The sequence below is a fragment of the Nostoc cycadae WK-1 genome (genome assembly GCF_002897135.1).
In the GTDB taxonomy this organism is placed as follows: Bacteria; Cyanobacteriota; Cyanobacteriia; order Cyanobacteriales; family Nostocaceae; genus Nostoc_B.
On sequence record NZ_DF978431.1, the window covers coordinates 57,936 to 83,872 of the forward strand.

Here is a 25,937-nt window from a genome sequence, read left to right on the forward strand (position 1 = left end):
GTTTTCTTTCAAGCTCTCGAACCATAATCCAGTCTTGTTGCTTTTGAACAGATTATGACTATACGCCAAATGGCCATTCTTAGTAACACATACAGATTATTATTTATTTGTCAATATATAATTAGATTTAAAATGATCTCGTGCAATGGGTTTAGGAACATAATTTTTAAGTCAGTAATCGCCTCACCATTGATACGTTTGACTCATCATTGCCGCAGAAGGACAGTACAATAAGTAAATTGATACCTTAATTCGTCCCAAAATTTAGTTATGATTTCTAATTAATACAATTAAGGTCATTTTAATTATGACCAATGTAAATTACTTACAAAATTTATAAGTCACTTACAGCTTATCCCGAACTGTGTTTAAGTAGAAGCTCATATCTTTGCTGCCTGATAGCAGAGCTACAAAGATATGAGTGCGCCTCTCAAGACACAGCGGAAATTAAATTTCAGATGCTATCTTGTCTAGTCGATCATTGGTATCTTTTGCCAATTGAAGGCAGCTAACACTAGATACGAATCCAACTGCGGCAGTAACAGTTGCTTCTGTGGCATTGCCTGATAGCAATAGTCCAACACCAATCAAGCTCATCACTGCACAAACTACTTTCATGGACAAAGCTACATTAAAACTCCACCGAGCTTGGCGGAGCCGTTCTTGAGTAATGCTCGATTTCATTGAAGAATCGGTATTGATGCAGCTATCGGAAGTGAACACATTTTCATCCCCAGAGGATCTATGATTTGATAACATATACATTCTTGCTTCTAAATTGATTGCCATTGATTTAGGAGAAATATTTGAGTGCTGATCTGGTAGTTGCAATACCAGATCAGCATTTATCTTTTGATACTGCGGTTCGATGATGGCTCCTGTGCCGCAGCCCATCATGGCCAAGTCCATCATTAAACCGAAGGCTTTCCAGTCTTGGAGATTGGTAGAAGTGCAATTATATCCACCAGAAAAGTTCTTGGGTTTGGTAATCCAATTTGTACCGCCTACCCACAGCCAACGGCCGCTAGGTAAAGCTTTGAGTTGGCGTTGTGTTTTTTCGAGGAGGGCAATTTCTTCTGGGTTGAGTTTACCTAATTCGATTAAGCCTTGGATAGTGCGATCGCACACTTCATCGTAAGATTCTCTCAGCCCTACCCCAGTCCGGCGGCTGTAAGTCCTGAAAAATACAGGATTTGCAGCTGGGGCAGTTTCGGGAAACGTAACACCCTGACGTTTTCTTTCAAGCTCTCGAACCATAATCAAGTCGTGTTGCTTTTGAACAGATTATGACTATACGCCAAGTAAGTTGAGGATAAAAGATTGCAAAATTTTCTACTTTGCGCTACTTCTGTAGCTGTACTCATTGCAACGAAACTACACAATGTCTCTTGCTCCTTGGCGAGGTGCGATCGCTCACGCCCTACATCGCAACCGTAGTCTGGTTTATGCTCGTTACTTACAATTGGCTACAATCCGCGCAGATCATCGTCCTGCGAATCGGACTGTTGTCTTTCGTGATTATCTTCAAGATACCAATCAGCTAAAATTTATTACTGATACTCGTAGCGATAAAATTGACCAAATCAAAAATCAACCTTGGGCGGAAGCTTGTTGGTATTTCCCCAACACACGGGAACAGTTTCGCATTGCTGGGCGTTTGACATTAGTAGATAGTCATGATGATTCTGGACTGCAATCAGCCCGCCTTGCTACTTGGCAAGCACTGAGCGATGCAGCAAGGTTACAATTTGCTTGGCCTCATCCTGGTAAACCCAGGGATACAGCGCCAGCAGCTTTTACGCCACCAGCGCCTGATTCTTTGCAACCAGTATCAAACTTTTGCTTACTATTACTTGATCCAGCACAGGTTGATCATTTAGAGTTGCGGGGCGAACCACAAAATAGAAGCATTTATCAGCTTGATGAAAATCAAGAATGGGGTTGTGAGGAAGTTAATCCTTGAGGGAGGCTAGTACAAAAAGGCAAAAGTCAAAAGGAAAAAGGAAAAAGGAAAAAGAAAGAATATTGATAACCTAAGCCTTTTAGCAATTTTAAACGGTCTGTTTATTTACGCCGAACTGTACTACTAGTGACTAGAGGTTAGTATTTTTTACTCAGCACTCGGCGAGAACTTGCGTGCGCGGGTTCCCCTCGTTGAGCAAAGTTCGGTAACTCAGCACTTACCATTTTTTATAGGGTAAGAATTTACCATTCATGGTGACTTTAACGCGATCGCCTTTGGGGTCTTCTACTCTTTCAATGTCCAAAGTAAAATCAATTGCACTCATAATCCCATCACCGAATTTTTCTTGAATAACTTCTTTGATGGGGAAACCGTAAACTTGCATGATTTCGTAAAAACGATAAATCAAGGGATCGGTAGGCACAACAGGGCCTAAGCCTTTTGTCGGATAGCTAATTAGTTCTGCAACATCTTCGGAATCAAGCCCTAACACATCAGCCAGTTTTTGGGCTTCTTCCAAGGAAGCTGTAGCTTGACGATAAAATAAAGCAGCAATCCAGACTTCATCGCGGTCTAAAATTTGTTCTAAGTCTGCAAAGCTTAATCCTTTAATTTTTTTGGCAGCAAGCAGCTTTTGAGTTAAGGCTGGAATTGACATAGTACACTCTGATAAGTCTGCTGGACAAGAGATAGTATACTTTGCCACGACAGTCTGTCAGTTTAGCTTAAGGTAAAATCTTAACTACTGTACCTTTTTTTACTCATTGATACAGTTCATCGACATCTTGATTTTTTAAGGAAGGACAACCCCAAGTCCAATTGGTGCGATCGTCAATCATTTGCTCAGTACGGGATTTGGCTCTCCTGTTATCGTTGCCCAAGTATTAAATAAATCAATCATTAGATTCATACTTGTACAGCCATTGATGTTTCAATAGCTTTATTAGTATTTTCATTTTTCTCCATTTGTATGAAAGCACTGTGCAATTAAGAATTACGAATTAGGATGCTGCTTTGGCAACCTAACTGTAACTTTAGTTCCCTGTCCCTCTTGACTAGATAAACTAATACTGCCGCTATGCAACTCTACACAGGCTTTAGTAATTACTAAGCCCAAACCTGTTCCTGGGATAGTGTCAACATTACTCCCACGACTGAAGGATTTGAACAGGTTTTCTTGATCTGCTAGGGGAATACCAATGCCTTTATCTTGAATTTCTAGGAGAGTTTCAGATTCTTTACCATTCAGATAAATTTCTATATTGCCGCCTGCTGGGGAATATTTGATGGCATTGGATAATAAATTCAATAGTATTTGCCGTAAAAGTCCGCGATCGCCCCAAAAGCTTTGATGATTGCCTGTAATCTGTAAAATTAATTCATGGCGATCGCCTAACACTTCTTGCTGATCTTCAATTAACTCGGAAATAAATTGCAGTAAATCTATCTGCTGCGGCTTAAATTTGGTTTTGTCGAGTTCGAGTTGATGGACTAACAGCATATCATCCACGAGTTTGGACAAATACCTAGCTTTTTGCTCAATAATTTGCAAGAAGCGGTTTTTTCTCGACTCATTCAGTTGTGCGCCGTGTTGCTTAATTGTTGATGCTGCCGCCAAGATGGAAGCTAAGGGTGTACGGTATTCGTGAGAAACTGTGGTAACGATTTGAGATTTAAATTTGTTGAGTTCTTTTTCTTTTACCAATGCGGCTTGAGTCATCGCCAATAGTTCTGCTTGTTGAATAGCGATCGCTAATTGGACAGATACTTGATTGAGAATTTCTACTTCATCAGCTGGCCACAGTCTATCTTCAGAAGTAGGTTGGGCAATCAAAAATCCCCAAAGTTTCGGGTTGGGGTTATTGTTTTGGTTCAGATTAATGGGAACTACTAAATTTATTTGAGGATTCAGTTGCTCTTTTGTCTGGAAACACAAATGGCTTAAACTTGCTTCATGGTGATGGGAAATTCTGCGTCTGCATCGCCAACGATGATTTTCACCCAAATTGCTGTAAGCCACAACTAAGTTTTTTTGTTTAGTCGTGACGTTACTATGAGCTACTTGTGTAGTGACAAAGCTGCTTTCTTCTTGATAGCAAGTATCCCAGAGGCGATCGCATATTTGCTCAGGCTCTTTAGATGATGCGACTATCTTACCATCCATATCAGATGTAAACTGATAGACCATCACGCGATCGCACTTCAAAAGTTGCTGTACTTCAACTACAGCTGTATGCAAAATTTCTGCTAGATTCAGCGACTGGCGAATGCGAAGTGCTGTCGTCGCAATTAAACGCTGTCGTTCTTGAGTTTTGCTGAGTTTAACTTCTAGGCAAGATTGTTTAATAGCATTGCGGACTGCTAATTGTAATACATCTAACTGGAGGTGCTGTTTAACTAAATAATCATGAGCGCCTCGTTTCATAGCTTGTACTGCAACTGTTTCGTCTCCACGCCCTGTCAACATAATTATGGACACAGGGGCTTCAACCTTACGCTTTTTCAAACGCTCCAGCAAATCTAACCCACTCATGTCAGGTAGGCAAAAATCCAGCAAAATCACGTCACAGTGGATTGATTGGCACAACGCCAGCCCTTCTTCTGCAGAATCGGCCTCGAATATCTGATATGAATTTTGAGGATCTTTTAAGAGATATCGACGATAAATTTTCCGATCCTCGGCACAATCATCAATGATGAGTAGCGTCCAGGTGTCCGGCATATTAAGAATGGGGGAGAATGTTTACACTCCTTCATTCACAATCCCATACATTACTGCAATTGTTAATTAATCATTACAAAAATATAAATAAAATCTTAAAATTTAAGATATGGAAAAGTCGGGTGGGCAAACTTTGCCCACTGTACCTTTAACTTTTAATCCCCAGGTGGCACCGTATTACTCTCCAACCAATAGTCAACAAATGCTTGAACCGTCTTTTGCAGTTCTTGAGCATCCATCGGCTTGACTAAATAGCCATTGGCTCCTTTTTGGTAGCAAAATTCAATGTCTTTGGGGTTGGATGAGGTGGTAAAAACCACAATGGGGATTTTCTTCAAACTCATATCTTGCTTGAGCCGTTCGAGGATGTCACGACCATCAATCCCCGGTAAATTCAGGTCAAGCAAGATAACAGAAGGCGTTGGTATGCTGTTAGGATTTTGAGAACTTTTTTCTTGATAAAGCAAGTCTAAAACCTCGTCCCCATTAGTACATCTATATATAGGGTTCTGGACAGCCAACCGCCGCATTAGGCGTTGCAACATTTTAAAGTCTTCATTGCTATCCTCAACAACCAACAGAGGTTTGTTAAGTTTTTTCGTCATCAGAGATTTTAAAAAATGTAACAAAAAATTTTAATTATCTTAAACTATTGTCCCAAAGTGAAATAAAAGGTAGAACCAATACCCACACTGGATTCAACCCAAATTTGACCGTTGTGTAACTCAACAATTTTTTTAGAAATGGCTAATCCGGCTCCTGTTCCTCCGCCATACTTTTCTTGAGAGTGTAGTCGTTTAAATAAGCGAAAGATGGTTTGGTAATGATGTTTTTGAATGCCAATACCGTTATCTTTGACATAAAAAACAGGAAATGAGGGAGATTTTAAGGTATTATCTGATTTTTGCTCGCTGATAAAGCCAATTTCAATTAATGGTTCTGGTTTATCGTTATATTTCAAGGCATTGATGATCAAATTAGTAAAAACTTCGTTGAGAAGTACCGAGTCACACGGAACCGTGGGTAACGGCCGAGGAATGTGAATATAAGATTCAGTGTCTTGACGACTGCTACTAATTACCTCAATTACTTGGTTCAGCAATTCATTGAGATCGGTAAGTTGAAGATCGGTTTCTGTTTGTCCTAATTGCGAGAGACGCAACAGGGAATTAATCAGAGTTTCCATCCGCACAGACAAAGAAAGTACAGTCTGTAAGTAGTCAATGCCATCTTCATCAAGAACTTGGGCATAATCTTCGATTAAAATTGTCGAGAAGTTATAAATGCCACGCAACGGTTCTTTGAGGTCATGAGAAGCCGCATAAGCAAAGGATGCAAGTTCGTGGTTACTGCGTTCTAACTCTTGATTGATTTTGGCTAACTCTTCCGCTTTGGAAAGAACAATCCCCACGATCGCATTTTTCAAGGCCAAAGCATTATCAATCTCACACTGTTTCCAAGGTAGAGAGGTTAACTGGACTATTTCTTGCCACTTTTCAAAGGATGTGCGCGGGTAAAAAATAACGCTACCATCAGCCTGTAACTGGATTGACTCGTTAGGATTTCCCGCCCAATTAATAGTTTGCACAACTTCCGGGCGAAACCAGAGAATATAGTAACGCTGGATTTGGGAAATACGTAACAATAGTAAGCCACTGGCTGTATTTTTAAATTCGATCGCCTTTGGGTACTGTTTGGGGAGAGAATCGGTAGCAAAAATACGCTCGCTAATTTGACTATCTACCCAAGTAATTAGCGATCGCACTTGTTCTATATTTGGTGTTGCGCCCACCAGTGTAATTTCATTATCTAGGCATACCGCCGCCCCAGTGGCATTGACTAGGGCTAATAAACTCGGTTGTGGTTTAATTAACGCATCAATAAAATTATCCGCCTGAGAAATTAACTCGACAAATTCCGCTTGGAGAGATTTCAGCCTAACTTCATAGTCTAATTCTGAGTGAATAACTTTGTGTCCTAACTCTAAAGAGACAATCTGTCCTAAAAATTCGCAGATTTTCCGCACTTCATAAGCTAGATATGTCGGCGTTTGATGATGACAAGAAATTAACCCCCATAACTGCTGATTTTTAATTAACGCAATCACCAGAATGGCGGTTACGCCCATATTTTGATGATATGTAACACAGCAGGGGTCAACACTCCGCAATACAGCCCAGCTTAAATCAACGGGTGTAGCGTCGGCTGAATTTTGGGAAATCAACTCCACAGATTGGGCTGGGAAATTAGGGATAAATCGCTGCAAACATTGAGTATATAGCTGTCTTGCAGGTTCAGGAATATCTGTAGCCGGATAGTGCAGTCCCAAATAAGGCGGTAAATCTTCGCGTTTGACTTCAGCAACTACTGAACCCGCACCTTGTTGATCAAATTGATAAACCATCACTCGGTCAAAAGCAGTGATTTTGCGGTATTCTGTGGCTACTAAATGCAAAAATTCTGCGAGATTTGAAGTATTTTGTAGTTTGGCGATCGCTTCACTCACCAAACCATAAAAACCTAAAAAACTCACCTCATCATCACTGTCTCTTGGCTCTAGTTCTAAAATTAAAGCATTGCTTGTCCGATGAACAATAGCATCAAAATATCGATCGCCATTGATAGTTGTGATTGGTATTTTGAAAGTTGTGAAACTACCAATTTTTTTCTCTAAGCACTGTTTAATAACTGTTACCTGTTGAGTAGCCAGTAAACAACTCAATGGTTGACCAAGTAACTCTTGGGGTTGTTGATCCAAATAGTTCTGAGTATTGTTGCTAACTTGCCAAATTTCTAACTCAGCATTAAGTGCGAGTAATAAACCATGAGGCTGTATCGACCCAGAGAGATGAATCGGTTGGTCATGGTTGTTTCCAGAAGTAGTTTGAGCAGTGATGTCTTCAGGACTCATGATGTGAATAAGTAAAGTTTAACTGATGACAATGCACTAAATCGCAGATAGAAATTATTCTGCCTTGCTCTTGCTACTGATTTGTCGAAGCTAGAATGTAAATCAGAACTGTCTCAAATTATCATTTTTGACTGTCGACTTCTGCATAATTTCTAGCACCCAAGAATTATTGATATAAAAGTTACCTTAATTGCCAATTACTGATGTGCCTTTAATTTGACTAAAAGCATTAAAGCAATTATAGGCAAGTATTATAAGATTTGTTTCTTTTATCTAGAATGTTGGTATCTAAATATTTACTGGTACTAATAGTCACTAATATAATTAAATCTAGCAAGTCTCATCAAAGAGTATGTGCATTTTAAGAAATCAGCACCAGCCTTGAAGAGACAAATCTGCTATCAAGAACTTTTTCTGTCGTACAAGGCATTTTTCATGAATCGCAAGAATTTTTTGAGCATCCTGACAACAACTGTATTTTCTTTTATATCTTTCCCGGCGATCGCCCAAGCAGAAACCCAATTTCAAACACCTTCTCGGAATATTCACTGCTTAATTGCAGATCAAAGTATTCGTTGTGATGTTTTACAAATTACTGGAAGAATCCCACCCCAACCCAAAGACTGTCAATTAGACTGGGGTCATGTATTTAATTTGAATGCGCGGGGTAGTGGTTATCGAGGTTGTTATGGTGACACTGTAGCAGATGCCAACAGTCCTGTTTTGCAATATGGTAAAACATTGCGTTATCAAGGTTTTGTTTGCACATCCAGAAGGACAGGCTTAACTTGCGTTAACCGAGATAATCGAGGGTGGGAACTTAGCAGAGAGCGACAAAGATTTTTTTAAAATTGCAGCATCTCACTTGAGAGTGCGATCGCCATTCAGTAAAACCAGTTAATTGCTGTTTTTGCACCTTCAAATTGCTCAATAACTATCAGCTATATTATTTTTTATATAAAAAATATGGGGAAATAACTAAGTTTAATTCCCCATATTGACAATATATTAATGTTAGCCAAGCAAAATCAGTACCTAATATTCAAGTTTATAAATCATTTACTGTGAAAATAATCATTCAGTCAACAAACTCGGCGAAGTTAACACAAATACATCTCTAATCCCTAAACCATCAGTTTGAGGTTTGATGGGAGTCGTAAAATGGAAAAATTCGTGGTCGTTAACTAATAATAGTTCACCGGAATTTAGCACTTTGCTAAAAACAGGCTTTTCTTTTTTCGCAGTATATAAATGAGTTTCTCCCCCTTGAATATTTTCTCTTGCCACAGAGAATATACCGATAAAATCAGTACCATCTTGATGAATACCTTCAGGCGCTGGATTACCCATATTTTCTGCGGAACAGATAGTTCTAATTTGATGAACGCCTATTTCTGCTTCTGGGTGGAGTTTACAAGAATCACTAAACGCTAAGACCATCTTTTTAAAGATATCAAGCTTAATGATGCCATCTTCCAATTCCGAGAACTCTCTTTTAACATCTCCTAATAACGGATTGTATGTCTTACTTTGAAATAGATAGCCATGAGGTAATTTTATTAACTCATTTCCAGAAACAGTAAACCGAGATAATCTTCTTAAACGATAATTGCCCTTGATATAAGGATCAACTGGCAAATTATGAAAGAATGACTCAAAACCTTCTGGATTAATGGAATTTACTTTTCTTAATGTGAACAGAAAGGCATATTCTAATTCCGTTGATTCCCATACTGTTTGCATAGGATTTACCTGCTGGTTAGGTTTCAATCCTCCGCTATTTTTCTTTCTCGGAGGCTTATATACCGAGTATATGCTACTTTTTATTAAAGTGTCGTTAAATTAACTACAGAAATTGACAAATTGTGATACAGCAATAACTTTACAAAAAAATAAAGATATCTTCTCTCTAGTCCCTATCTTGCAAACAGTTCTAGTTTTTTATTCAATTCGGGTAAATCTCAAATAAAAGATTTTGCCTAGCCAAGTTATTTTTTTAGTCGCCATAGCCAAATGTCTTTACCTTCCCAGGCTGGCTTGAGTTCATATTTATTTTTAAGTTTCCGAAGTAGTGAATTTGGTGGTCTGTAAATGAATATATCGCCAGATTCATTAGGTATCGTAGGAATTTTTGGCTCAACTGTTAGTCTAAGCCTGACCTGCGGTTCAAGTAGATGGCTAAGAGATAGCATAATGCCAACAAAACTCTTATCATTATGGGTTAAGCCGCTACCAATCACTAACGGTTGAACTGATTGGTTAATTATGTGCGCTACTTGTAAATTGTATTTATTATCACCTTCACCCTTATTCCACCAATTACTTGCCTGAGAGCTAAGTGAACATGACAAAATTCCACACAGTAGTATAACTGTAGTGACCGATCGCCAAAACTTTTGGACTAGCGAACTAACCGAAACATCTGTAATTTTTTTGGCAAGAAGATATGCCACAGCTATTTGCATAGCTAAAAGGCTAGGAGTCAGATACTTAATATAAGTTGATAATATTCCGCCTTGCAATAAATCTTTAGTAATGAAAATCAGTGGATTAATAAAGATTGCTATTATCACAAATAGCCAAGAAAGCTTGAAAGATTTTTTATAAATAAAATAAATTGAATAACCTACAAGAATTAATAATAATATAGTTGTAGGACTGATTAAAAATATAAACAAAGGATTCGAGTCACGATTAACATTTAGATCCAAGAATAGACGGCTAGACTGAAAACTCCACGATCTAACTAAAAAAAAGAAACTTTCTCTTGTATTTGCCCAAGCTAACCTAATTTCTGCCTGATCTGTACGTGTAACAAGTACGAAAATCCAAGGTGAGAAAAGTAGTATTCCGCTGAATAATGCTAATAAGTAACTAATTGTCGTTTTGGTAAATTTGAATTTTTCAGCCAAAATTACGTAGATTCCATGCCCAATAGCAGTTAATACAGTTAAAAGATGGGAATATAACCCTAACGCTAAAGTGATTGCATATATTACCCAACTCGTTCTGGTGTTGAGTTTGATGGCTCGCAAAAGACAAGTCCCTGATAGTAAAGTAGTCACTATCCATAAACTATACATCCGAGATTCCTGTGCAAATAATATATGCAGAGGAGATACTGCTATCAGTAAAACTGCCATCCACCCAACTAGAGGTGATTCAAATAGCTCTCGACATAACCAGTAAGCGCAGGGAAGTGCCAGCAAGCTGATAATGGCAGCTAAACTTCTGGTGACAGCTACAGAACCACCGAATAAACCTGTCCATAAACGAGCTATAACGAAATAAAGTGGTGTAAGCTGAGGTTCTTCTTGCGCTAATCCTTTAACTGTATCTATCACACCTTTTTCGATGTTAGGGTGTTGAAATTTTTGTAAATCACTGACATGGATTTCTTGCCCGTTAAATGCTTGCTTTGCTATTTCTTTTTCTGTATATCCAGAAATTCTTAATGATGTAAAAGTTTCATCATAGGAATAAATTTTTTTATCCAAATTTACGAAACGAAAAAATAACCCTAAAGCTAATACAGATATAATCAAGAACCGTAGAGAACCTGAATAAAACTTCATTTTTTTAGTAATGTTTGTGTTTTATATGACAAAAAATTACTTTCTACACACTCAATCAAATATTGGTAAGTATTAAAACGTTTTTCTACTTAACTTGTGTGACTCGCCAGCTAAGTTTCAAGTTCACCCAGAAATTCCAAATAGTAGCAATTACAATCGCAATTAGGTTTGCTATGTAGCGGTTAGAAATAATAAAATTAAATACTAAATTCAAAAATAATACATTCAAGACTAGTCCTGCAAGGCAAATAATATTGAACTTTAAAAAGCGTTTCAATCGCTGATGTATTTCTTGTTGCTGCATACTAACATCGGCAAATGTCCAGGCATCATTCCATAAAAAATTATTCAAAATTGCAATTTCAGACGCAATGATTTTGCTGCGTGTTAAAGGCCAGCCTAATGTTGTCGGATCACTGAGAAGATAAAGTATTACCATATCTATAAATACACCACTCAGTCCCACTAAACCAAAGCGGATAAATCTACTAATGGGAAAACTTTGACTGACTTTTTTGAATCTTCCTGTTGAAAGTCGTAAAAGTACTAAGTGATGTATGTAATCTATATACTGCTTCCAAGTAACTTTGCTTTCACCCTCATGGCGTTCACAGAATACATAACCGACTTCTGCAATCTTATCTATCTTGCTTCGCCCAATTACTTCTAATAAAATTTTGTATCCTACAGGGTCTAAATTGACACCTGCTAAACAATGGCGACGTACGATAAAATAACCACTCATAGGATCGGAAACTCGACCTAATACTTTAGGGAGAATAATCAATCCCAATAGTTGTGCGCCACGAGACAAAAAACGTCTGATAAAACTCCAGCTACTAACGCCACCACCTTCTATATGACGACTAGCTACGGCTAAATCTGCTCCTTGATGAACTTCACTCAATAGTTGTTTTAATACATGAGGTGGATGTTGTAAATCTCCATCAATTACACCTAAGATATTACCTTTTGCGACTTGCCATCCGCGAATTACTGCTGTTGATAATCCGCGTTCATGCTGACGGCGCATTACTTGTAATTGTGGATATTCTTCTATTAAAGACAGAGCTACTTCCCAAGTACGGTCTGGACTATCATCGTCTACTACAATTAGTTCGTAGTCTCCTGGTATAAATTCATCTAAAATTTGAGCCAATCTCAGAACAACATACCTAATATTCTTACTTTCTTTGTAAGTAGGAATGATTAGGGAAAACTGAAGTTGCTGATCAATAACACCCGGTTTAATATGTGGATATTCAGGAACTTGAAACTTACCTAAAGGTGTGGGTAAGCAAGATTGAGTGTTTTGTCTATTCATCAAAAAATTTGAGTAACAAAAGCTTTTTGATATAAGAATAGCTTTTAAAGGTAAACATACTTATACAAATATGTTAATCTTTACAGACTCTTGATATTTTTGTATGTGAAATCAACTAAATTATAGATGAAAATTCGGTATTTACAAGATTCGTATTTATTGATGTTTAAGTTTATCAGACTGAGTCCAGATAAGGCTTAGAGATAATTATGATATTTTGCATAGCTGTTATCAGGATGTTATTTAAATTTTGAGATAATTTATGATTTATACTATTGACAAAATAAAATTTGTATCAATTGCTTAAGCAACTAATTAATTCTATTTCCGAAGTGGCAGCAGATTTTGTGTAAATAGTAGTATTAGCGATCGCATTAGTAATTAGTGTTCCAATACTACTCGGTTAAAGATCATTGTAGCGATTGTCTTTTACCAATTTTTTATGCAGCTACATAGAATTCGCTCCCTTTGATCCTCCCCTGAAAAAAGGGGATTTCTGGGGATCTAGATATGTGCAACTTCACATTAAATTAGTATTAGCCAACTCAATAATCAGTAAAATTTTACGCCCAAAGCGAGCAGAGAGTTTACCTGGTCAAACCCGATGAAATTTCAACTCAAGATACTTGCACGGAAGCAAAGACAAGGTTCACAAAGCATCGTTCACCTAAAGTATCGCAATGGTAATGTCGAGATTATCGGTTTAGGTGTATGGTACTCATACTGGCGCGATCCCTATCATTTACTGCTGACAGTTCCTTGGAGTGGATTTGTACTATTAATTTGTGCTTTTTATGTAGTTATTAACACTCTGTTTGCTTTGGCTTATTTATTAGGGGGAGATTGCATTACGAATGCTCGTCCAGGGTCTTTTTTAGATGTGTTTTTCTTTAGTGTGCAAACTTTGGCATCTATTGGCTATGGGGCAATGTATCCCAAAACGACTTATGCCAATATTATTGTGACGATAGAGGCGATTGTTGGGGTGATGGGAATTGCGGTGATGACAGGGTTAGCCTTTGCTCGGTTTTCTCGTCCAACTGCGCGTGTCATTTTTAGTCGAGTGGCGGTCATCGTACCCCATGATGGTGCGCCGACTCTGATGTTTCGCACTGCTAACCAGCGGCGGAATTTAATTTTGGAAGCACAGATGCGGGTGTATTTAATGCGTGATGAAGTGACCGCAGAAGGTGATTTTATGCGCCGCATTTATGATCTTAAACTTTTGCGCCAGCAAACTCCTGGCTTTGCCTTAAGTTGGTCGGTCATCCATGTAATTGATGAGTCTAGTCCTTTATATGGAATGACACCAGAATCTTTAACTCAAACTAACTGTGTACTGATGGTATCTTTAAGCGGCATTGATGAAACAGTGGCACAAGTTGTTCATGCACGTCATAGCTATGGTAGTAATGAGATTTTATGGAATCATCGGTTTGTAGATATACTGCATCACGCATCTAATGGACATCGTTATATCGACTACAACCACTTCCATGATGTTTTACCTTTGGAGTAAAGCCGATAGGAACACAAAGTTGTTTTATTAAAAATAATGTACTACTATTAAGGATTATTTGAATCTAAGACATCTGTCCTAATTTCTAGCTGTTTTTTTGCACGTTTTAATTGTTTCCAAAGAGCCTTAATTTGCTGGTAAGCTTCTTCTGGAGAAAGTTTACCATTTGTTTGCAGGTTACTAATGTAGCCCACTCTTTGAGCAAATTCTTGTAAATTAGCGTTAAATACTAGATATTCTGGCTTAAACTGACCGTAATAGCAACTACGTGGATAAAGAAAGTCAGAGAGATTAGATAGAAAATCTGATTGCTCTGTCATAACTATTTAAATTTGGAGAATTTAATCAAACATCAGCAGTTGAGAAACTTTAGCACATCTTGTGTAAAGACAAAGTAAGCATAGATACAGGGATTCCGAGTTGTCGGATAATGCTAACTATCTTAGTCAGAGGACTCTTCAAGAGCAATACCAGTAAAGTTGGTATTAATGTTATACTAACTGAATCTAAAAAAATGTAACTAAATTAACTTTTTTCAGCTAAAACTAATGCTATGGGGGTGTTAAGCATGGGATATCCTCCAATATAGGAATTTGAGCTAAGTTGTACATGTATCTATCAGGTTACTTACGGCCAATTATGCAAGCTGTATAAGTAAGACTATCAGGCGATGTTGAAGTTGATGTTGACAATCAAATCGTGAGAGTGGCGATCGCTACTGTTAGGTAAATCTTCAACACAAAAAAATATCATTCCCGGCTGGAAACTGGGAATGAGTGCAAATATTTATTGAGTTGGCATTTAATTAGAAGCGGCTGTTTCTGCTACATTACTGATGAGTTGCTCTAAAGTGCCGAGTAATTCTTGCTCGTTATATGGTTTAGAAAAATAGGCTCTAGCACCAAGTTGGATAGCGAGTTGTTTATGTTTATCGCTACTACGAGAAGTCAGCATTGCAACTGGGATATTTTTCCAATCAATGTTGTTTTTAACTTTTCCTAAAAATCCATAACCGTCAAGACGAGGCATTTCGATATCACAAATTACAGCAGCAATTTTCAAGCCTGTTTCTAATTTTTCTAAAGCATCTTGACCGTCTTTTGCTTGTTCTACCTGGTAGCCACCTTTTTCTAAGGTAAGTGCTAAGAAGCGGCGGACATTAATTGAGTCATCAATAATTAAAATCTTGCCTTTTGGTTTGGGAGGTAACGCCGCCAGCTTTTCACTATCAACAAACAGGAACGGTGTTTTTAATCTGACTGAGGGTAGTTGATTGTTTTTGGGAGTGTTTTGGTTAGTGGCAATCCAATATAGTAATTCGTTAGCATTAACTAAGGCGACAACTCGACCATCACCGAGAATTGTACAGTTACTAAAACCTTCCGGTAAAGGGATATTACCTTCAACTTGACGGATAGCAACTTCTTGTTCACCCCAACAACGGTCTACTTGGACAGCAACAGTTTGATTGTTACCTTTGACTATTAATACACTACTAGCGTTAATGGCTGCGGGAGTTTCCAGTTCTGGACTGTCGTAACGCGGACAATTGAAATCCAAATATTGTCCTAGGCGAATCAAGGGTATCATTGTACCTTGCCAATTGAGGACTTCGCTACCGCCCATTGAGATGATGCGATCGCTTTGGAGTAAAAATATTTCCGAAACCACATCTGTGGGAAAGGCCAGTAATATTTTACTGGTTTCAACTAACAGCACTCGCGCCACAGACAGGGTAAACGGTACTGATAAGGTGAAGGTGGTTCCCTTTCCTGGCTCAGTATCAACTGTGATATCACCGCGCACCAGTTTGAGGTTGTTGCGAACCACATCCATTCCCACACCACGACCAGATAAGGCGGTGACTTTTTCGGAAGTACTAAACCCTGGTTCAAAAATGAGTGAAAGTAGTTCATCATCACTCGCACTTTCTAATAAAGAACTATCTAACCCCATTGCTAAGGCGCGAGCGCGAATTTTTTCTAAAGAAATCCCTCGTCCATCATCCCGCATAGTAATAATTGTGCGATTGCTGCGGTGAGTGGCTTGAATTTCGATTAATCCTTGTTCTGGTTTACCTAAGCTGTGGCGAGTGGCTGATTCTTCAATGCCATGATCAAAAGCATTCCTTAATAAGTGCATTAAAGGGTCATTTAATGCTTCTAAAATACTGCGTTCAATTAAAGTATTACCGCCTTCAATTTTTAACTGGACATTTTTGCCATACTCCACATTTAAATCGCGGATAGCTCTAGGAAAACGCTCAACCAATTCGGAAATTGGCCGCATCCGCACTTGATTGAGCTTGGTTTGCAATTGTTTGGAGGTTTTGTTTAATTTGCGAGCAATTTGATCAGCATCATCTACACTTAATTGAATGTCTGTGGAAACTTCTTGCACTTGGACAATAGTTTCGATGACATCTTGCGATCGCAAATTAATTTCTTCTAGGGAGTGCTGGGTGCTGGCAAGATTTTGAGTTGGAGAATAAATACTTTCGTTTTCTGAGCTTTCGACCAATGTGATGGCGTGGTGCTGACGCGCATTAGCTGATAGCACTCTGTTATATGCCATACGTAGTTCTTGATTTTCCCGATCAAGAGTTTGCACTCTCTGGTTGAGATTCCGCGAGAGTTTACGTAATTTTTCTAGTTGGGAATGTAGACCGTTTCTTTGAACTATGAGTTCACTAAACAAATCATTAATTTGTTCTAGTTGTTTACTGGGAACTCGGACTGAGTTTTCGGAATGTTCGCGGTCTTTGCCATGACTAATTACTTCAGTTTTGTGTTCGGCAATAATGGTGTTAATTTCCGGCAGACTAATACTTTGATTAATCTCTGCATCTAAGGGAACAAAATTACTAACAGTTATTTCTTCTGCTTGCCCAATCAATGGCGTTTCTGTTAGTTCTACTTCTTGGTGAACACCGTTATCTGTAGCCAGAAATTGGGCGATAGCATCTGCGGTTGACAGTTGCTCAAATTGATTATAATTTGTTGAAGTGGTTGGTGCTTCACTTAACTCAATTGCTCTAGGTAAACTATCGAGTTGATTTGTTAAGACTAAAGCTTGCGATCGCCGCCATGTTTGCAATGCTATCTGGGCAATTTCGGGAATGCGTTCTGGTGCAGCACATTCCACACAGCGTTTGATGAAATCACACAGTTGAGTAAACGCTGTTAATTGCAGCATTTCTCCCAAACCGCCTAACTCAGCAGCCATAATTGCCACTTCTTCTTGCAAACATGGTTGTTGACTATCAGCCAACACAGATTCTAGCCGTTGTAAACAACCTTCAACTTCAGTTTCAAATAATAAAGGAATAATATTTTGTCCATCTTCTGGTGACAACATAGTTGTTGCATCTTCAGGAGTTGGATCACCCAAACGTTGATGAAGTTCATCAAAGACTGGAAAACAAAAACTCGTTAACCATTGTTCTTCGATGACACTTTCTGTGGAGAGTAATTCGACAATCTGACGCATCCAATCAATTGCCGACAGCAATAAACTTTGCAATTGTTGGTCAATTTCTAAAGAGCTTTTTCTGGTTTTTAAGACTTTAAAAGCATCCTCTAAACGGTGTGCTAAATCACTTAGCACCCGAAATCCCATCATTGCTGCACCACCTTTAATTGAGTGGGCAGCGCGGAGTGCGCCGTTAATTTTTTCTAAATCTATACGATGGCTCGTGTCGATTTCCAACAATACTGCTTCTAAAGTATTGAGGTAATCTGTCGCTTCTTCCAGAAACTGCATCTGGATTTCTAATTCTTTATCTTGTGACATTGTTTTTAATAATTAGTCATTGGTCAATGGTCAATGGTCAATAGCCCAACTTTTGACTATTGACTTTTGACTTTGGACAATTTTTAGTTAACTTTAAAAGTCTCAACAGTCTCTTGCAACTTATGAGAAATCTCTACAGTTTGTTTAAGAGATTGGCAAACTACGCTGGAAGAATCTCTAGTGCGTTGAGAGATAGCAGCGATTTCTTTCATTAATAAGCTGACAGTTTGCGATGTTTGCACTTGAGATGCGGTTGCAGAAGAAATAGACTGTACTAAAGAATCAATTTGCCGAGAAACATCGAAAATTTGACCGAGATTTTGCTTGGCTTCTTCTACTACCCGCGCACCTTCGCCAACTTGGGTAGTACCAATTTCCATCGCTTGGACAACTGCGCTGGTTTCCCGTTGGATGTTCTCGACAATTTGTTCAATTTCTTGGGTGGCTGCGGCACTACGAACTGCTAACTCACCTACTTCTTCGGCTACCACAGCAAAACCTTGGCCTTCTTCACCAGCACGGGCGGCTTCTATACCTGCGTTGATGGCGAGTAAGTTGGTTTGCATGGCAATTTGATTAATTAAGGACACCACGCGGGAAATTTGTTGAGAAGATTCTCCCAACCGTTTAACTTTCTGGGCTGTTTCGCCAACGCTTTCCCGTAGAGAGAGGATGTTCTGCACTGTTAAATACATTGCTTCTTCACTCTTGGAAGCATTTTGGGCGGCGTTGTTAGCTACAGTGGCGGCTTGTTCGGCACTATTGGCAACTGCTTGCATGGAATGTGTCATCTTATCAACAGCATCTAGAGCGCGGTTAATTTCCTCAGCTTGCACTAGTGCTTCGTCTGCAAGTTGGCTGATAGCGCTTTCGTTAGAACCAATAGCAGTGTTTACCTGAGTGGCTGCTTGTTTAACTTGGGTGACGATATCCCGCAAATTTTCGACAATAGAGTTGAAAAAGTCAGCAACAGTGCCTATTTCGCCGTCTGTCACATCAGCGCGTACGGTTAAATCACCTCTAGCTGCACCTTCGATATCATTTAGTAGTTCTAAGAGTTGCAGTTGTAAGGCTTCTTGTGTTGGGCGTTCGGCTGGGGAAGTTGGTTCAGTAACAGTCTTAGTTTGGGCAATTTCGGCGGCTTGTTCTTTGACGAATACTTGCAATTGAGCAGCCATATTATCAATATTGGCACTCAATACACCTAACTCGTCTTCTCTTTCTGATGCGAGACGGGTGTTGAGTTCACCTTGTCCGAGTTTGGCGACGGCTGCGGTGGCATTGATAATCGGCAATGTGGTACGCTTGGCTAACCAAGCTGCGATCGCAGCAACAATGAGTCCAATTAATCCTGTACCGATGGTAACTATCCACAACAATTGTCGTTGAGTGCCATATAAAATTGCCGCATCAGTAGTCAACAATACTTGCCAATTTAAATTTGATAACCCGGCAATTTTTGGTGCGGGTACGTAACTAATTAATTGTCGTCTATGATGACTTTGGGGAACAGTTGTCAGGGTAGAGATGTTGCTTGTTGCGAGAATTTTGGCTAAACCAGGATACTCGGCTTTTGCTTCTTTGCCTAATAATTCTGGGCGTGAACTTAAGAAAACTTTGCCAGAATTATCTAGCAAAACGTATTGATAGCCGTTAACAGCATAGTTTTTGATTGTTTCTTCTAAAGCTTTAGTCGGTAGGCTGGTTCTGACAACTGCTAAAGTTTTGCCTGTGACTGTATCTTTGATAGGTGCAGCTAGATAAATATCAGCAGATTTTTCTGGTTGACTAATTACCGCAGCATCTTTTTGCAGAGTTTCTTGAAAATACTTATTATCTTTTTGGTTATCTAGGGCTTCACCAGAAGACTGCACAATCACATTACCATCTGTGCCAAAGACAGCAATACTATTATAAGTTTGATAGGCTGCGAGAACTTTATCTAGTAATGCTTGTTTTTCTTGAGTATTAGTATTTCTGGTGAAATTACCATTCACAAATACAGGCAAGTTAGCCAGTATTTGAATATCTCCATATCTTGCAGACATAAAGCGGTTAACTTTATCTGTTAAACCAACAGCTTCAGCCGTTTGAGATTGGGTAATTTGCTGAGTCAATGATTTACTCGCAAAAGTATAGGCGATCGCACCCATGACTAAAGCTGGTATAGTACTGATGGCGATCGCTATAATTGTGGCTTTAGTTTCTAAACTCAGCCGTTTTAAATTTCCACCAAGATTATGCTGCATATCTCCATCAGATTTAGCAGCATTACTATTAGTCGTTAATGGAATTTTACTCTCAGAAAGTTTGGTAGATGTAATCAAAGAAGCACGATTTTTACCATTACCACTCTTAGCCGTGTCAGTTTTATTAAACATCCTGAAATTCTCCTGCATAGGTACATCAAAAATATCTCAAGTTATCTGAAGTCCAGACAACTTAATCACTGCGGAGAATAGAAGATTGCACAATTGCTTGTGCATCTAATACCAGCAATATTTCTTCTTGTTGCACAACGCATCCACGCAAATAAGGAACTAAACTAGATGCTACTTGTCCAATGGGAGAATGAATATCATCAAGCATAACTTTAGTTGTCCCTTTAATTTCTTGAACAACTAAACCTAAAAGCAGTGATTCTACCTTAATTACGATGACATTATATTGTTGCCTTCGCGTATCTATAGCTTCTAAATTGAGCATTCGCGGTAAATCAATAGCCCAAATTATCCGACTCCGCCAATTCATTAATCCTAAGATACATCCAGCCATATTCGGCATCGGAGTAATAGCTTCTACAGGCAAAATCACAGCTTCTTGAGTGTGATTCATTGCCAACATAGCGGCAGTTTGTTGATTTAGCTGAAACTTCAGATAACCATCTTTGAGATGATTTTGCTGAGGTTTTTCAGCAAGTATAGCGTTAGAATTGTTCATTGATTTAAATCACCACTGATTTAATAGCTCTTAATAATTGTTCTCGTGTGTATGGCTTAGTAATATAGGCATCAGCACCTTGTTTCATCGCCCATAATCTATCAATTTCTAGATTTTTTGAACTACAAATAACTATGGGTAATTTTTGAGTTGCCGGATTTTTTTTCAGTGAACGGCATAACTCAAAACCACTCATTCCTGGCATAACAACATCAGTCACAATTGCATCAGGATTTTGCAAAATAGCTTGTTCTAAAGCTTCTTTTGCACCACTAGCCTTGATGACGTTGTAACCACTTTCTTTGAGATAATGGCTCATAAGTTCTAATTCGCTGGGCGAATCTTCAACAATTAAAATTGTGCCAACCAAAGTCAGATTCACTCCTAATTCTCCTTTTGTGGGAAAGACAGTATTATTTAATATGCTTAAACACAATTTTTAGTAATTCTGATTGAGTAAAAGGCTTGGTCAAATAGCCAGATGATCTGACCATTTTGGCTTTAGCTCTATCAATAAATCCTGTCCTACCAGTCACCATAATAATAGGTGTATATTTAAAAGCTGAGTGCCTTCGTAATAATGAACAAAGTTCATAACCATCTAGGTTTGGCATTTCTACATCTAGCAAAATTAAGTCAGGCTTACTGCGGAGAATCTGCATTAACGCCTTAACTGGATCATTAATTGTCACTACCGAAAAAGTGTTTTCATCTAAAAATAGTTTGATGGAATTTAACACAGTTTGACTATCATCAATGCAAGCAACTGTATATAAACTATTTTTTTCTAATTGCTTGGCATATTTCTGATTATTATTTTCACCAGAGTTATTTTTATTTAATGTCTTGCCATTAGATAATGAATTAATGGACGGTAAGACTGGAGAACCCTTCGCAACATTAACTGGTGATTGGATATGATAACGATTTCGTAATTGTCTTTGACAATATTCCACTAGTAAACGCAAGTCTAACTGGCAGAATTTTGGTAGTTCGTTCCATGAAGTGTCAGGATAAAATTCGTAGGTTCCTTCTTTTAAAATTAAAAATGACTCCAGCACCTCTTTAGCTAATTCGTCTACTAAAGTAGCTGCTTGCATAGAACTGATGTAACGCTGCTCTACTAACCAACAAATAGCTTGGTAGTCTGGATATGGTATGGACAGATTTTCACTGGCTGGTTCAAACATCAGTCGCATCTGGACACGAGTCGCGCTATTGAGTGTGGGGATATTGAGACTCAAACGCCGTAACTGATTATCCAGTCGCTCAAACACCTTATCAGATGAAGAAGCATAAGTAAGTTTACCTTCTTCGAGATGGATTGACCATGAGGTTGATCCAGTAAATACACGTAAGCATCCCGTAGCACGCCGACTAGTTAGTTGTGCTAATAAAGATAGTGGATGTAGTTTTTGGATTAACCGATGACTACTCATAGGAATTAGATTTTGCATTTACTTCAGCTAAGTTCAAGACGTGTCATATCAACTCGTACGTGTTTTAGTTACCATGCTCAAAAAAACTTAGTTTTTTGCGTAAAATATACTACAAATACTTAGGGTAAATTTTGGGGCATTAGTAACTTGATGCTATTGATTTTTGATGTTTACACCTTTTTTATATAGGTAATTAAAAGTTAAATTAATTACCGTCGTTAAAATTGATCAGCATAAGGAGACGTAACTTCACAAACAGTAAAAATTAAAACAATCTCCTTGTCTTTAATCAACTTTTAGCTAAACGAATCTCAAAGAATACTGCTAAATTAGCAAAATTTAACTAGATTTTTCTCAGTAGTTACACTTAAAAAACCTCAGCTTTGCTTAAACCAGATATAATGTAATGTTTAGTTAAGTAAGATTACCGGAAATTCACATAAATTCGTTAGATGCCATTCCTTCTAGCCTCTATTAGTGCAATTGTCCATATAGTTCCCACGGAAAGCACAAATATGAGTCTTCTTAATGAAACTTCAACAGTTTCTTGACCGGACTATTTTACTAACAGGTACAATGATGCGGCGAAATGTAAGTATTTCAAGAGTTTTTCGTAAATTTTGCCAGTATTACTTATATAAAATTTTTGGGTGATTTTTTTAAGTGTATTAATTATAGATAGATTGAGGCTGGAGGCGATCGCTAGTTTAACCTGTGTATTGATAATCTTAAGTACATTCAACACTCTTTTGCATAGTTGTGGAAATATACTTGCATTAAGTTGACCCACAAATACGATAAGAATTAGTAATAATGCAATACTCCAAAAGTGTACAAAAAAAGGCTCGGTTTACCCAAGCCTTTATGTATACCAAGCATTTACTACACCAAGCTTAATTTATCCGAAGTCATCCTTTAGCTCATCTCTCTAAAGGATGTATACAAATGATTTAATAACTGATATGAACAGAGCTACAAATAATATTTTTAATTTTGAGATAATCTATAAATAACAATATATAGCACTCCTAAATCATTGATGAATTTTTTTATTCTCTTTACTATCCTTCTTTGCCTACTTTGCCAGTTACCTTGCGGGAGGTTCGTTAAAAAGAAGATTCTTCACAACTTAGATAAGATAGTTATATAAGACTCATATTTGATTTCTGAAAAAAACTTACTACACTTTTATTCCTTATTGTCTGTTACCTGTTCTTTATTCCCTTCCTACGCAAATCATTTTAGGAAGCACAGCAGATTCCTATATGTCCAAAATTATCAAGGTAAAATTTATATAATTTTTAGTTACAAAAAAGGTTTGGCTTATGACCAAACCTTAAGAATTGCTGTGCTTAACAACGTACTAAATTAATTTATTACTTTCTACTCAGATACTTCATCTATCTTTAGGCTGTAGCCAAATACTATGCAATTGATATAACCACAAAAAAGTAAGGATAGAGAGAGTTTGGCGCAGCTAAAAAACCTATTAGAAGCAATTTATATTATTAATTTTAGATATCAAAACTATGCACCAATAGAGCTAATTTTAGTTGATTAAAATTTTGTAACTAGTTTTATTGTCTAAAAAATATGAAAAAGGCTTGGACAATAGCCAAGCCTATAAATACCAGGTGTTTACCATATCTAGATAATTTATCCCCTCACTAGACATAGGTCATCTTCCTTTTAGTTGTGTACAAAAAATCTAAACTATGATATGTATTACTCTTCATTAAAGATACAAATTAAACTGATAAAGATGAAGTCTTTTTAATAAAGATATAATTAATTGATTCTACCTCTAGTAGGAGACCATACTAAACTAGTGTATAAAAATATTTTAAATATAAAACAATATATCCGACATCGTTAATCAGTCCTTTCAGCTTTTATAAATCAAATATTATTGCTACATATTTAATTTTTTAGATTAATGAAAAAAACCCTGGCTTTACTTCCAGGGTGGATACACGTTTTTCAGGCATTATGAAACCGAATATTAACCTTGAAAATAATTCATTTCACCTATCTGGCGAGGGATAGAAAAACTTTAGATGACAATCTAGTGTATTAGATTTAGCTATAGATGATAAAATATATCTTGCGATCGCGAGTTTACTAGAGCCGTTAGTTTTTTACAAAACCATAAGTTATAAAAAAGGTTTAGCACTCAGCTAAACCTCTGTAGAAAGCAGTTATTTGACACACCAGAATAAATTTAGGCTGAGTTCAATATTGGGGCATCTTCCTATAGTATGTACCCAAAAATTTGCTAGTGTGATAAGGCTTTTATCAATTATTCTGGCTGCACAATTTTGCTGATTTCTTCAACCCAATGCTGACGGTCAGAATGCTCTAAGCTTAAAATTTCTGCTAAACTCCAATGGAAATTAAACGCAATACAGGCTACCTCCTCATGTAGTAAATCTGAGGGGTAGCCTATGATTCCCCCGATAAAGCTAACTCCACTTGAAAATTAGTCTGACATTGGGGACACTGGACTGGAATTTCTGCATCACCTTGCTGATTAATTCGATTATAAAACTCTCGCAAATAAGCCAAATCTCGTGAAAAAAGATTTTCTAGTAAATCAGGAGTTATTGTTGTTAAATCGCCCAAACAAGTGATTACTTGTGATAACATGGCGATCGCAGCATAAGCTGTATTTTCCTGAGCAGCCCGATTTTTCTGCACAATTATTTCATCCTTGGCTGTCGCTAAACGCATCACACCTTGGCGATGCAAATTTCCGTCAGCATCTAATAAACCTCTAGGAAGGGTAAAGTTAAATTCTGTCTGTATATTACTCATTTGTTATTTTCCTCTACACCCTTACTCCCCACTCTCTACTTCTTCTAACTCATTAATTTGGCGATAAAAGTTTTGTAAATAGCTTAAATCACAAGCAAAAAAATTTTCTACAACTGCGGGTGTTACCTCATCTAATGCACCTAAATGAGTAATCACGCGAGATAAAATTATCACCGTCGCATAAGCTGGATTTGATTTTACACGAGGATCACGTAATGGCACAATTTCGTCCATCGCCCTTGATAAACGCATCACACCTTTACGGTGTAAATTACCGTCTGCATCTAGATACCCTTTCGGTAAAGTAAATTCAAAATCAGTTTGCAACATCCTATGCTACTTTTACTCGTTTTAATTCTTCTACAACTACTTCTATTTCTTCAATTTCATGTTCACTACCAGCTGCATTCACATCATTAATTTTATAACTAGCAGGCCAGGCATTTTTAAATTCTAATCTAAATTTTTCTTCAGCAGCTTGATTATAAATTACTAAAGAACCATCACGTCTTTCATCACCCCATTTACTTTCTTGCACAGCAGCTAACCAATTCCACATGGTCATAGAAATAGTTAAACCACGGCGTAAAACTATATTGGAATAAGATATATTTCCCGGAATCTTAGTGCGGACAATTCTACCACTAGTATTGCCATTTTTGCCCCAGGTTTGCGGCGTAACTTCGGCAACTTCTATGACTTGCTGATTAATTTTAAAACCTTGGCATTCCATAAAATAGCCATCTACTGGTTCTTGGCTACCAGTAAGTTTTAATTCCAAATAAAAACGGCTATTTGTGAGAATTTCAGGAAAGTCTGTCACAGTGTTAACCTCATAACAATTACGCTCTGAAAAAAGTATGAAGAGTAAAAGTTGTTAACCTTACAGTCATGATGAAATCTTAGTTAATGCAGAAGTTTCTATCTAGTAAGGTAAA

Annotated in this window: 21 protein-coding genes and 1 pseudogene; 3 read left to right on the forward strand and 19 right to left on the reverse strand. The window is 37.8% G+C overall.

What is annotated here, in order from left to right:
- Window positions 1-447: 447 nt before the first annotated feature.
- Both NCWK1_RS30505 and NCWK1_RS16705 read right to left on the reverse strand, forming a co-directional pair.
- Window positions 448-789 (reverse strand): TRADD-N-associated membrane domain-containing protein, encoded by a 342-nt coding sequence (locus NCWK1_RS30505; RefSeq protein ID WP_340641207.1) that lies wholly within the window; start codon window positions 787-789, stop codon window positions 448-450.
- A gap of 66 nt (window positions 790-855) precedes the next feature.
- Window positions 856-1,257, reverse strand: a pseudogene (locus NCWK1_RS16705) (ribonucleoside-triphosphate reductase, adenosylcobalamin-dependent); the annotation flags it as partial.
- 124 nt (window positions 1,258-1,381) lie between these two features.
- On the opposite strand from NCWK1_RS16705, the gene NCWK1_RS16710 reads away from it, so the two are divergent.
- Complete coding sequence (locus NCWK1_RS16710; protein ID WP_103125485.1) at window positions 1,382-1,963, forward strand: Npun_F5749 family FMN-dependent PPOX-type flavoprotein; 582 nt, start codon at window positions 1,382-1,384, stop codon at window positions 1,961-1,963.
- Window positions 1,964-2,180: 217 nt separating this feature from the next.
- Here the strand turns inward: NCWK1_RS16710 and cynS are convergent, their stop codons facing one another.
- The 4 genes from cynS to NCWK1_RS16730 all read right to left on the reverse strand — a co-directional run bounded on the left by cynS (window position 2,181) and on the right by NCWK1_RS16730 (window position 7,596).
- A complete protein-coding gene (cynS, locus tag NCWK1_RS16715) occupies window positions 2,181-2,621 on the reverse strand; it encodes a cyanase (protein WP_103125486.1) in 441 nt (146 codons plus the stop codon).
- A gap of 336 nt (window positions 2,622-2,957) precedes the next feature.
- Window positions 2,958-4,685: a hybrid sensor histidine kinase/response regulator gene (locus NCWK1_RS16720; protein ID WP_103125487.1), complete on the reverse strand. Its 1,728-nt coding sequence runs from the start codon at window positions 4,683-4,685 to the stop codon at window positions 2,958-2,960.
- 155 nt (window positions 4,686-4,840) lie between these two features.
- Complete coding sequence (locus NCWK1_RS16725) at window positions 4,841-5,290, reverse strand: response regulator (protein ID WP_103125488.1); 450 nt, start codon at window positions 5,288-5,290, stop codon at window positions 4,841-4,843.
- A 44-nt stretch (window positions 5,291-5,334) separates the two neighbouring features.
- Window positions 5,335-7,596, reverse strand: a complete 2,262-nt coding sequence (locus NCWK1_RS16730) for an ATP-binding protein (protein ID WP_103125489.1) — start codon at window positions 7,594-7,596, stop codon at window positions 5,335-5,337.
- A gap of 435 nt (window positions 7,597-8,031) precedes the next feature.
- On the opposite strand from NCWK1_RS16730, the gene NCWK1_RS16735 reads away from it, so the two are divergent.
- Entirely contained in the window at window positions 8,032-8,445 is a 414-nt protein-coding gene (locus NCWK1_RS16735) for a DUF6636 domain-containing protein (protein ID WP_096583994.1), read from the forward strand.
- 225 nt (window positions 8,446-8,670) lie between these two features.
- Here the strand turns inward: NCWK1_RS16735 and NCWK1_RS16740 are convergent, their stop codons facing one another.
- The 3 genes from NCWK1_RS16740 to NCWK1_RS16750 form a co-directional block, all read right to left on the reverse strand.
- On the reverse strand, window positions 8,671-9,339 hold the full coding sequence (locus tag NCWK1_RS16740; protein WP_096583991.1) for a 2OG-Fe dioxygenase family protein: 669 nt from the start codon (window positions 9,337-9,339) through the stop codon (window positions 8,671-8,673).
- A gap of 245 nt (window positions 9,340-9,584) precedes the next feature.
- On the reverse strand, window positions 9,585-11,171 hold the full coding sequence (locus NCWK1_RS16745) for a glycosyltransferase family 39 protein (protein WP_103125490.1): 1,587 nt from the start codon (window positions 11,169-11,171) through the stop codon (window positions 9,585-9,587).
- A gap of 85 nt (window positions 11,172-11,256) precedes the next feature.
- Window positions 11,257-12,495 (reverse strand): glycosyltransferase, encoded by a 1,239-nt coding sequence (locus NCWK1_RS16750; RefSeq protein ID WP_103125491.1) that lies wholly within the window; start codon window positions 12,493-12,495, stop codon window positions 11,257-11,259.
- Between the two features lie 604 nt (window positions 12,496-13,099).
- Here NCWK1_RS16750 and NCWK1_RS16755 point away from each other — a divergent pair.
- Window positions 13,100-14,014, forward strand: a complete 915-nt coding sequence (locus tag NCWK1_RS16755) for an ion channel (RefSeq protein ID WP_096583984.1) — start codon at window positions 13,100-13,102, stop codon at window positions 14,012-14,014.
- A 47-nt stretch (window positions 14,015-14,061) separates the two neighbouring features.
- Here the strand turns inward: NCWK1_RS16755 and NCWK1_RS16760 are convergent, their stop codons facing one another.
- The 10 genes from NCWK1_RS16760 to NCWK1_RS16805 form a co-directional block, all read right to left on the reverse strand.
- On the reverse strand, window positions 14,062-14,334 hold the full coding sequence (locus NCWK1_RS16760) for a DUF7219 family protein (RefSeq protein ID WP_096583981.1): 273 nt from the start codon (window positions 14,332-14,334) through the stop codon (window positions 14,062-14,064).
- Between the two features lie 481 nt (window positions 14,335-14,815).
- On the reverse strand, window positions 14,816-17,806 hold the full coding sequence (locus NCWK1_RS16765; protein WP_096583979.1) for a hybrid sensor histidine kinase/response regulator: 2,991 nt from the start codon (window positions 17,804-17,806) through the stop codon (window positions 14,816-14,818).
- Window positions 17,807-17,889: 83 nt separating this feature from the next.
- The gene (locus NCWK1_RS16770; protein WP_103125492.1) at window positions 17,890-20,187 is read right to left on the reverse strand and encodes a methyl-accepting chemotaxis protein; all 2,298 of its coding nucleotides are present in this window, start codon (window positions 20,185-20,187) and stop codon (window positions 17,890-17,892) included.
- A gap of 61 nt (window positions 20,188-20,248) precedes the next feature.
- Window positions 20,249-20,746 (reverse strand): chemotaxis protein CheW, encoded by a 498-nt coding sequence (locus tag NCWK1_RS16775; protein WP_103125493.1) that lies wholly within the window; start codon window positions 20,744-20,746, stop codon window positions 20,249-20,251.
- 4 nt (window positions 20,747-20,750) lie between these two features.
- On the reverse strand, window positions 20,751-21,128 hold the full coding sequence (locus tag NCWK1_RS16780; RefSeq protein ID WP_096585732.1) for a response regulator: 378 nt from the start codon (window positions 21,126-21,128) through the stop codon (window positions 20,751-20,753).
- 31 nt (window positions 21,129-21,159) lie between these two features.
- On the reverse strand, window positions 21,160-22,203 hold the full coding sequence (locus tag NCWK1_RS16785; protein ID WP_103125494.1) for a response regulator: 1,044 nt from the start codon (window positions 22,201-22,203) through the stop codon (window positions 21,160-21,162).
- 2,281 nt (window positions 22,204-24,484) lie between these two features.
- Window positions 24,485-24,643, reverse strand: coding sequence for a DUF6760 family protein (locus tag NCWK1_RS30510; protein WP_340641208.1), 159 nt, complete (start codon window positions 24,641-24,643; stop codon window positions 24,485-24,487).
- Window positions 24,628-24,999 (reverse strand): phage tail assembly protein, encoded by a 372-nt coding sequence (locus NCWK1_RS16795; protein WP_103125496.1) that lies wholly within the window; start codon window positions 24,997-24,999, stop codon window positions 24,628-24,630. Before NCWK1_RS16795 ends, NCWK1_RS30510 begins: the two co-directional genes overlap by 16 nt.
- A gap of 21 nt (window positions 25,000-25,020) precedes the next feature.
- Window positions 25,021-25,329 (reverse strand): hypothetical protein, encoded by a 309-nt coding sequence (locus tag NCWK1_RS16800; protein WP_103125497.1) that lies wholly within the window; start codon window positions 25,327-25,329, stop codon window positions 25,021-25,023.
- 1 nt (window position 25,330) lies between these two features.
- Window positions 25,331-25,822 (reverse strand): phage tail protein, encoded by a 492-nt coding sequence (locus NCWK1_RS16805; protein WP_096583965.1) that lies wholly within the window; start codon window positions 25,820-25,822, stop codon window positions 25,331-25,333.
- Between the last annotated feature and the right edge of the window lie 115 nt (window positions 25,823-25,937).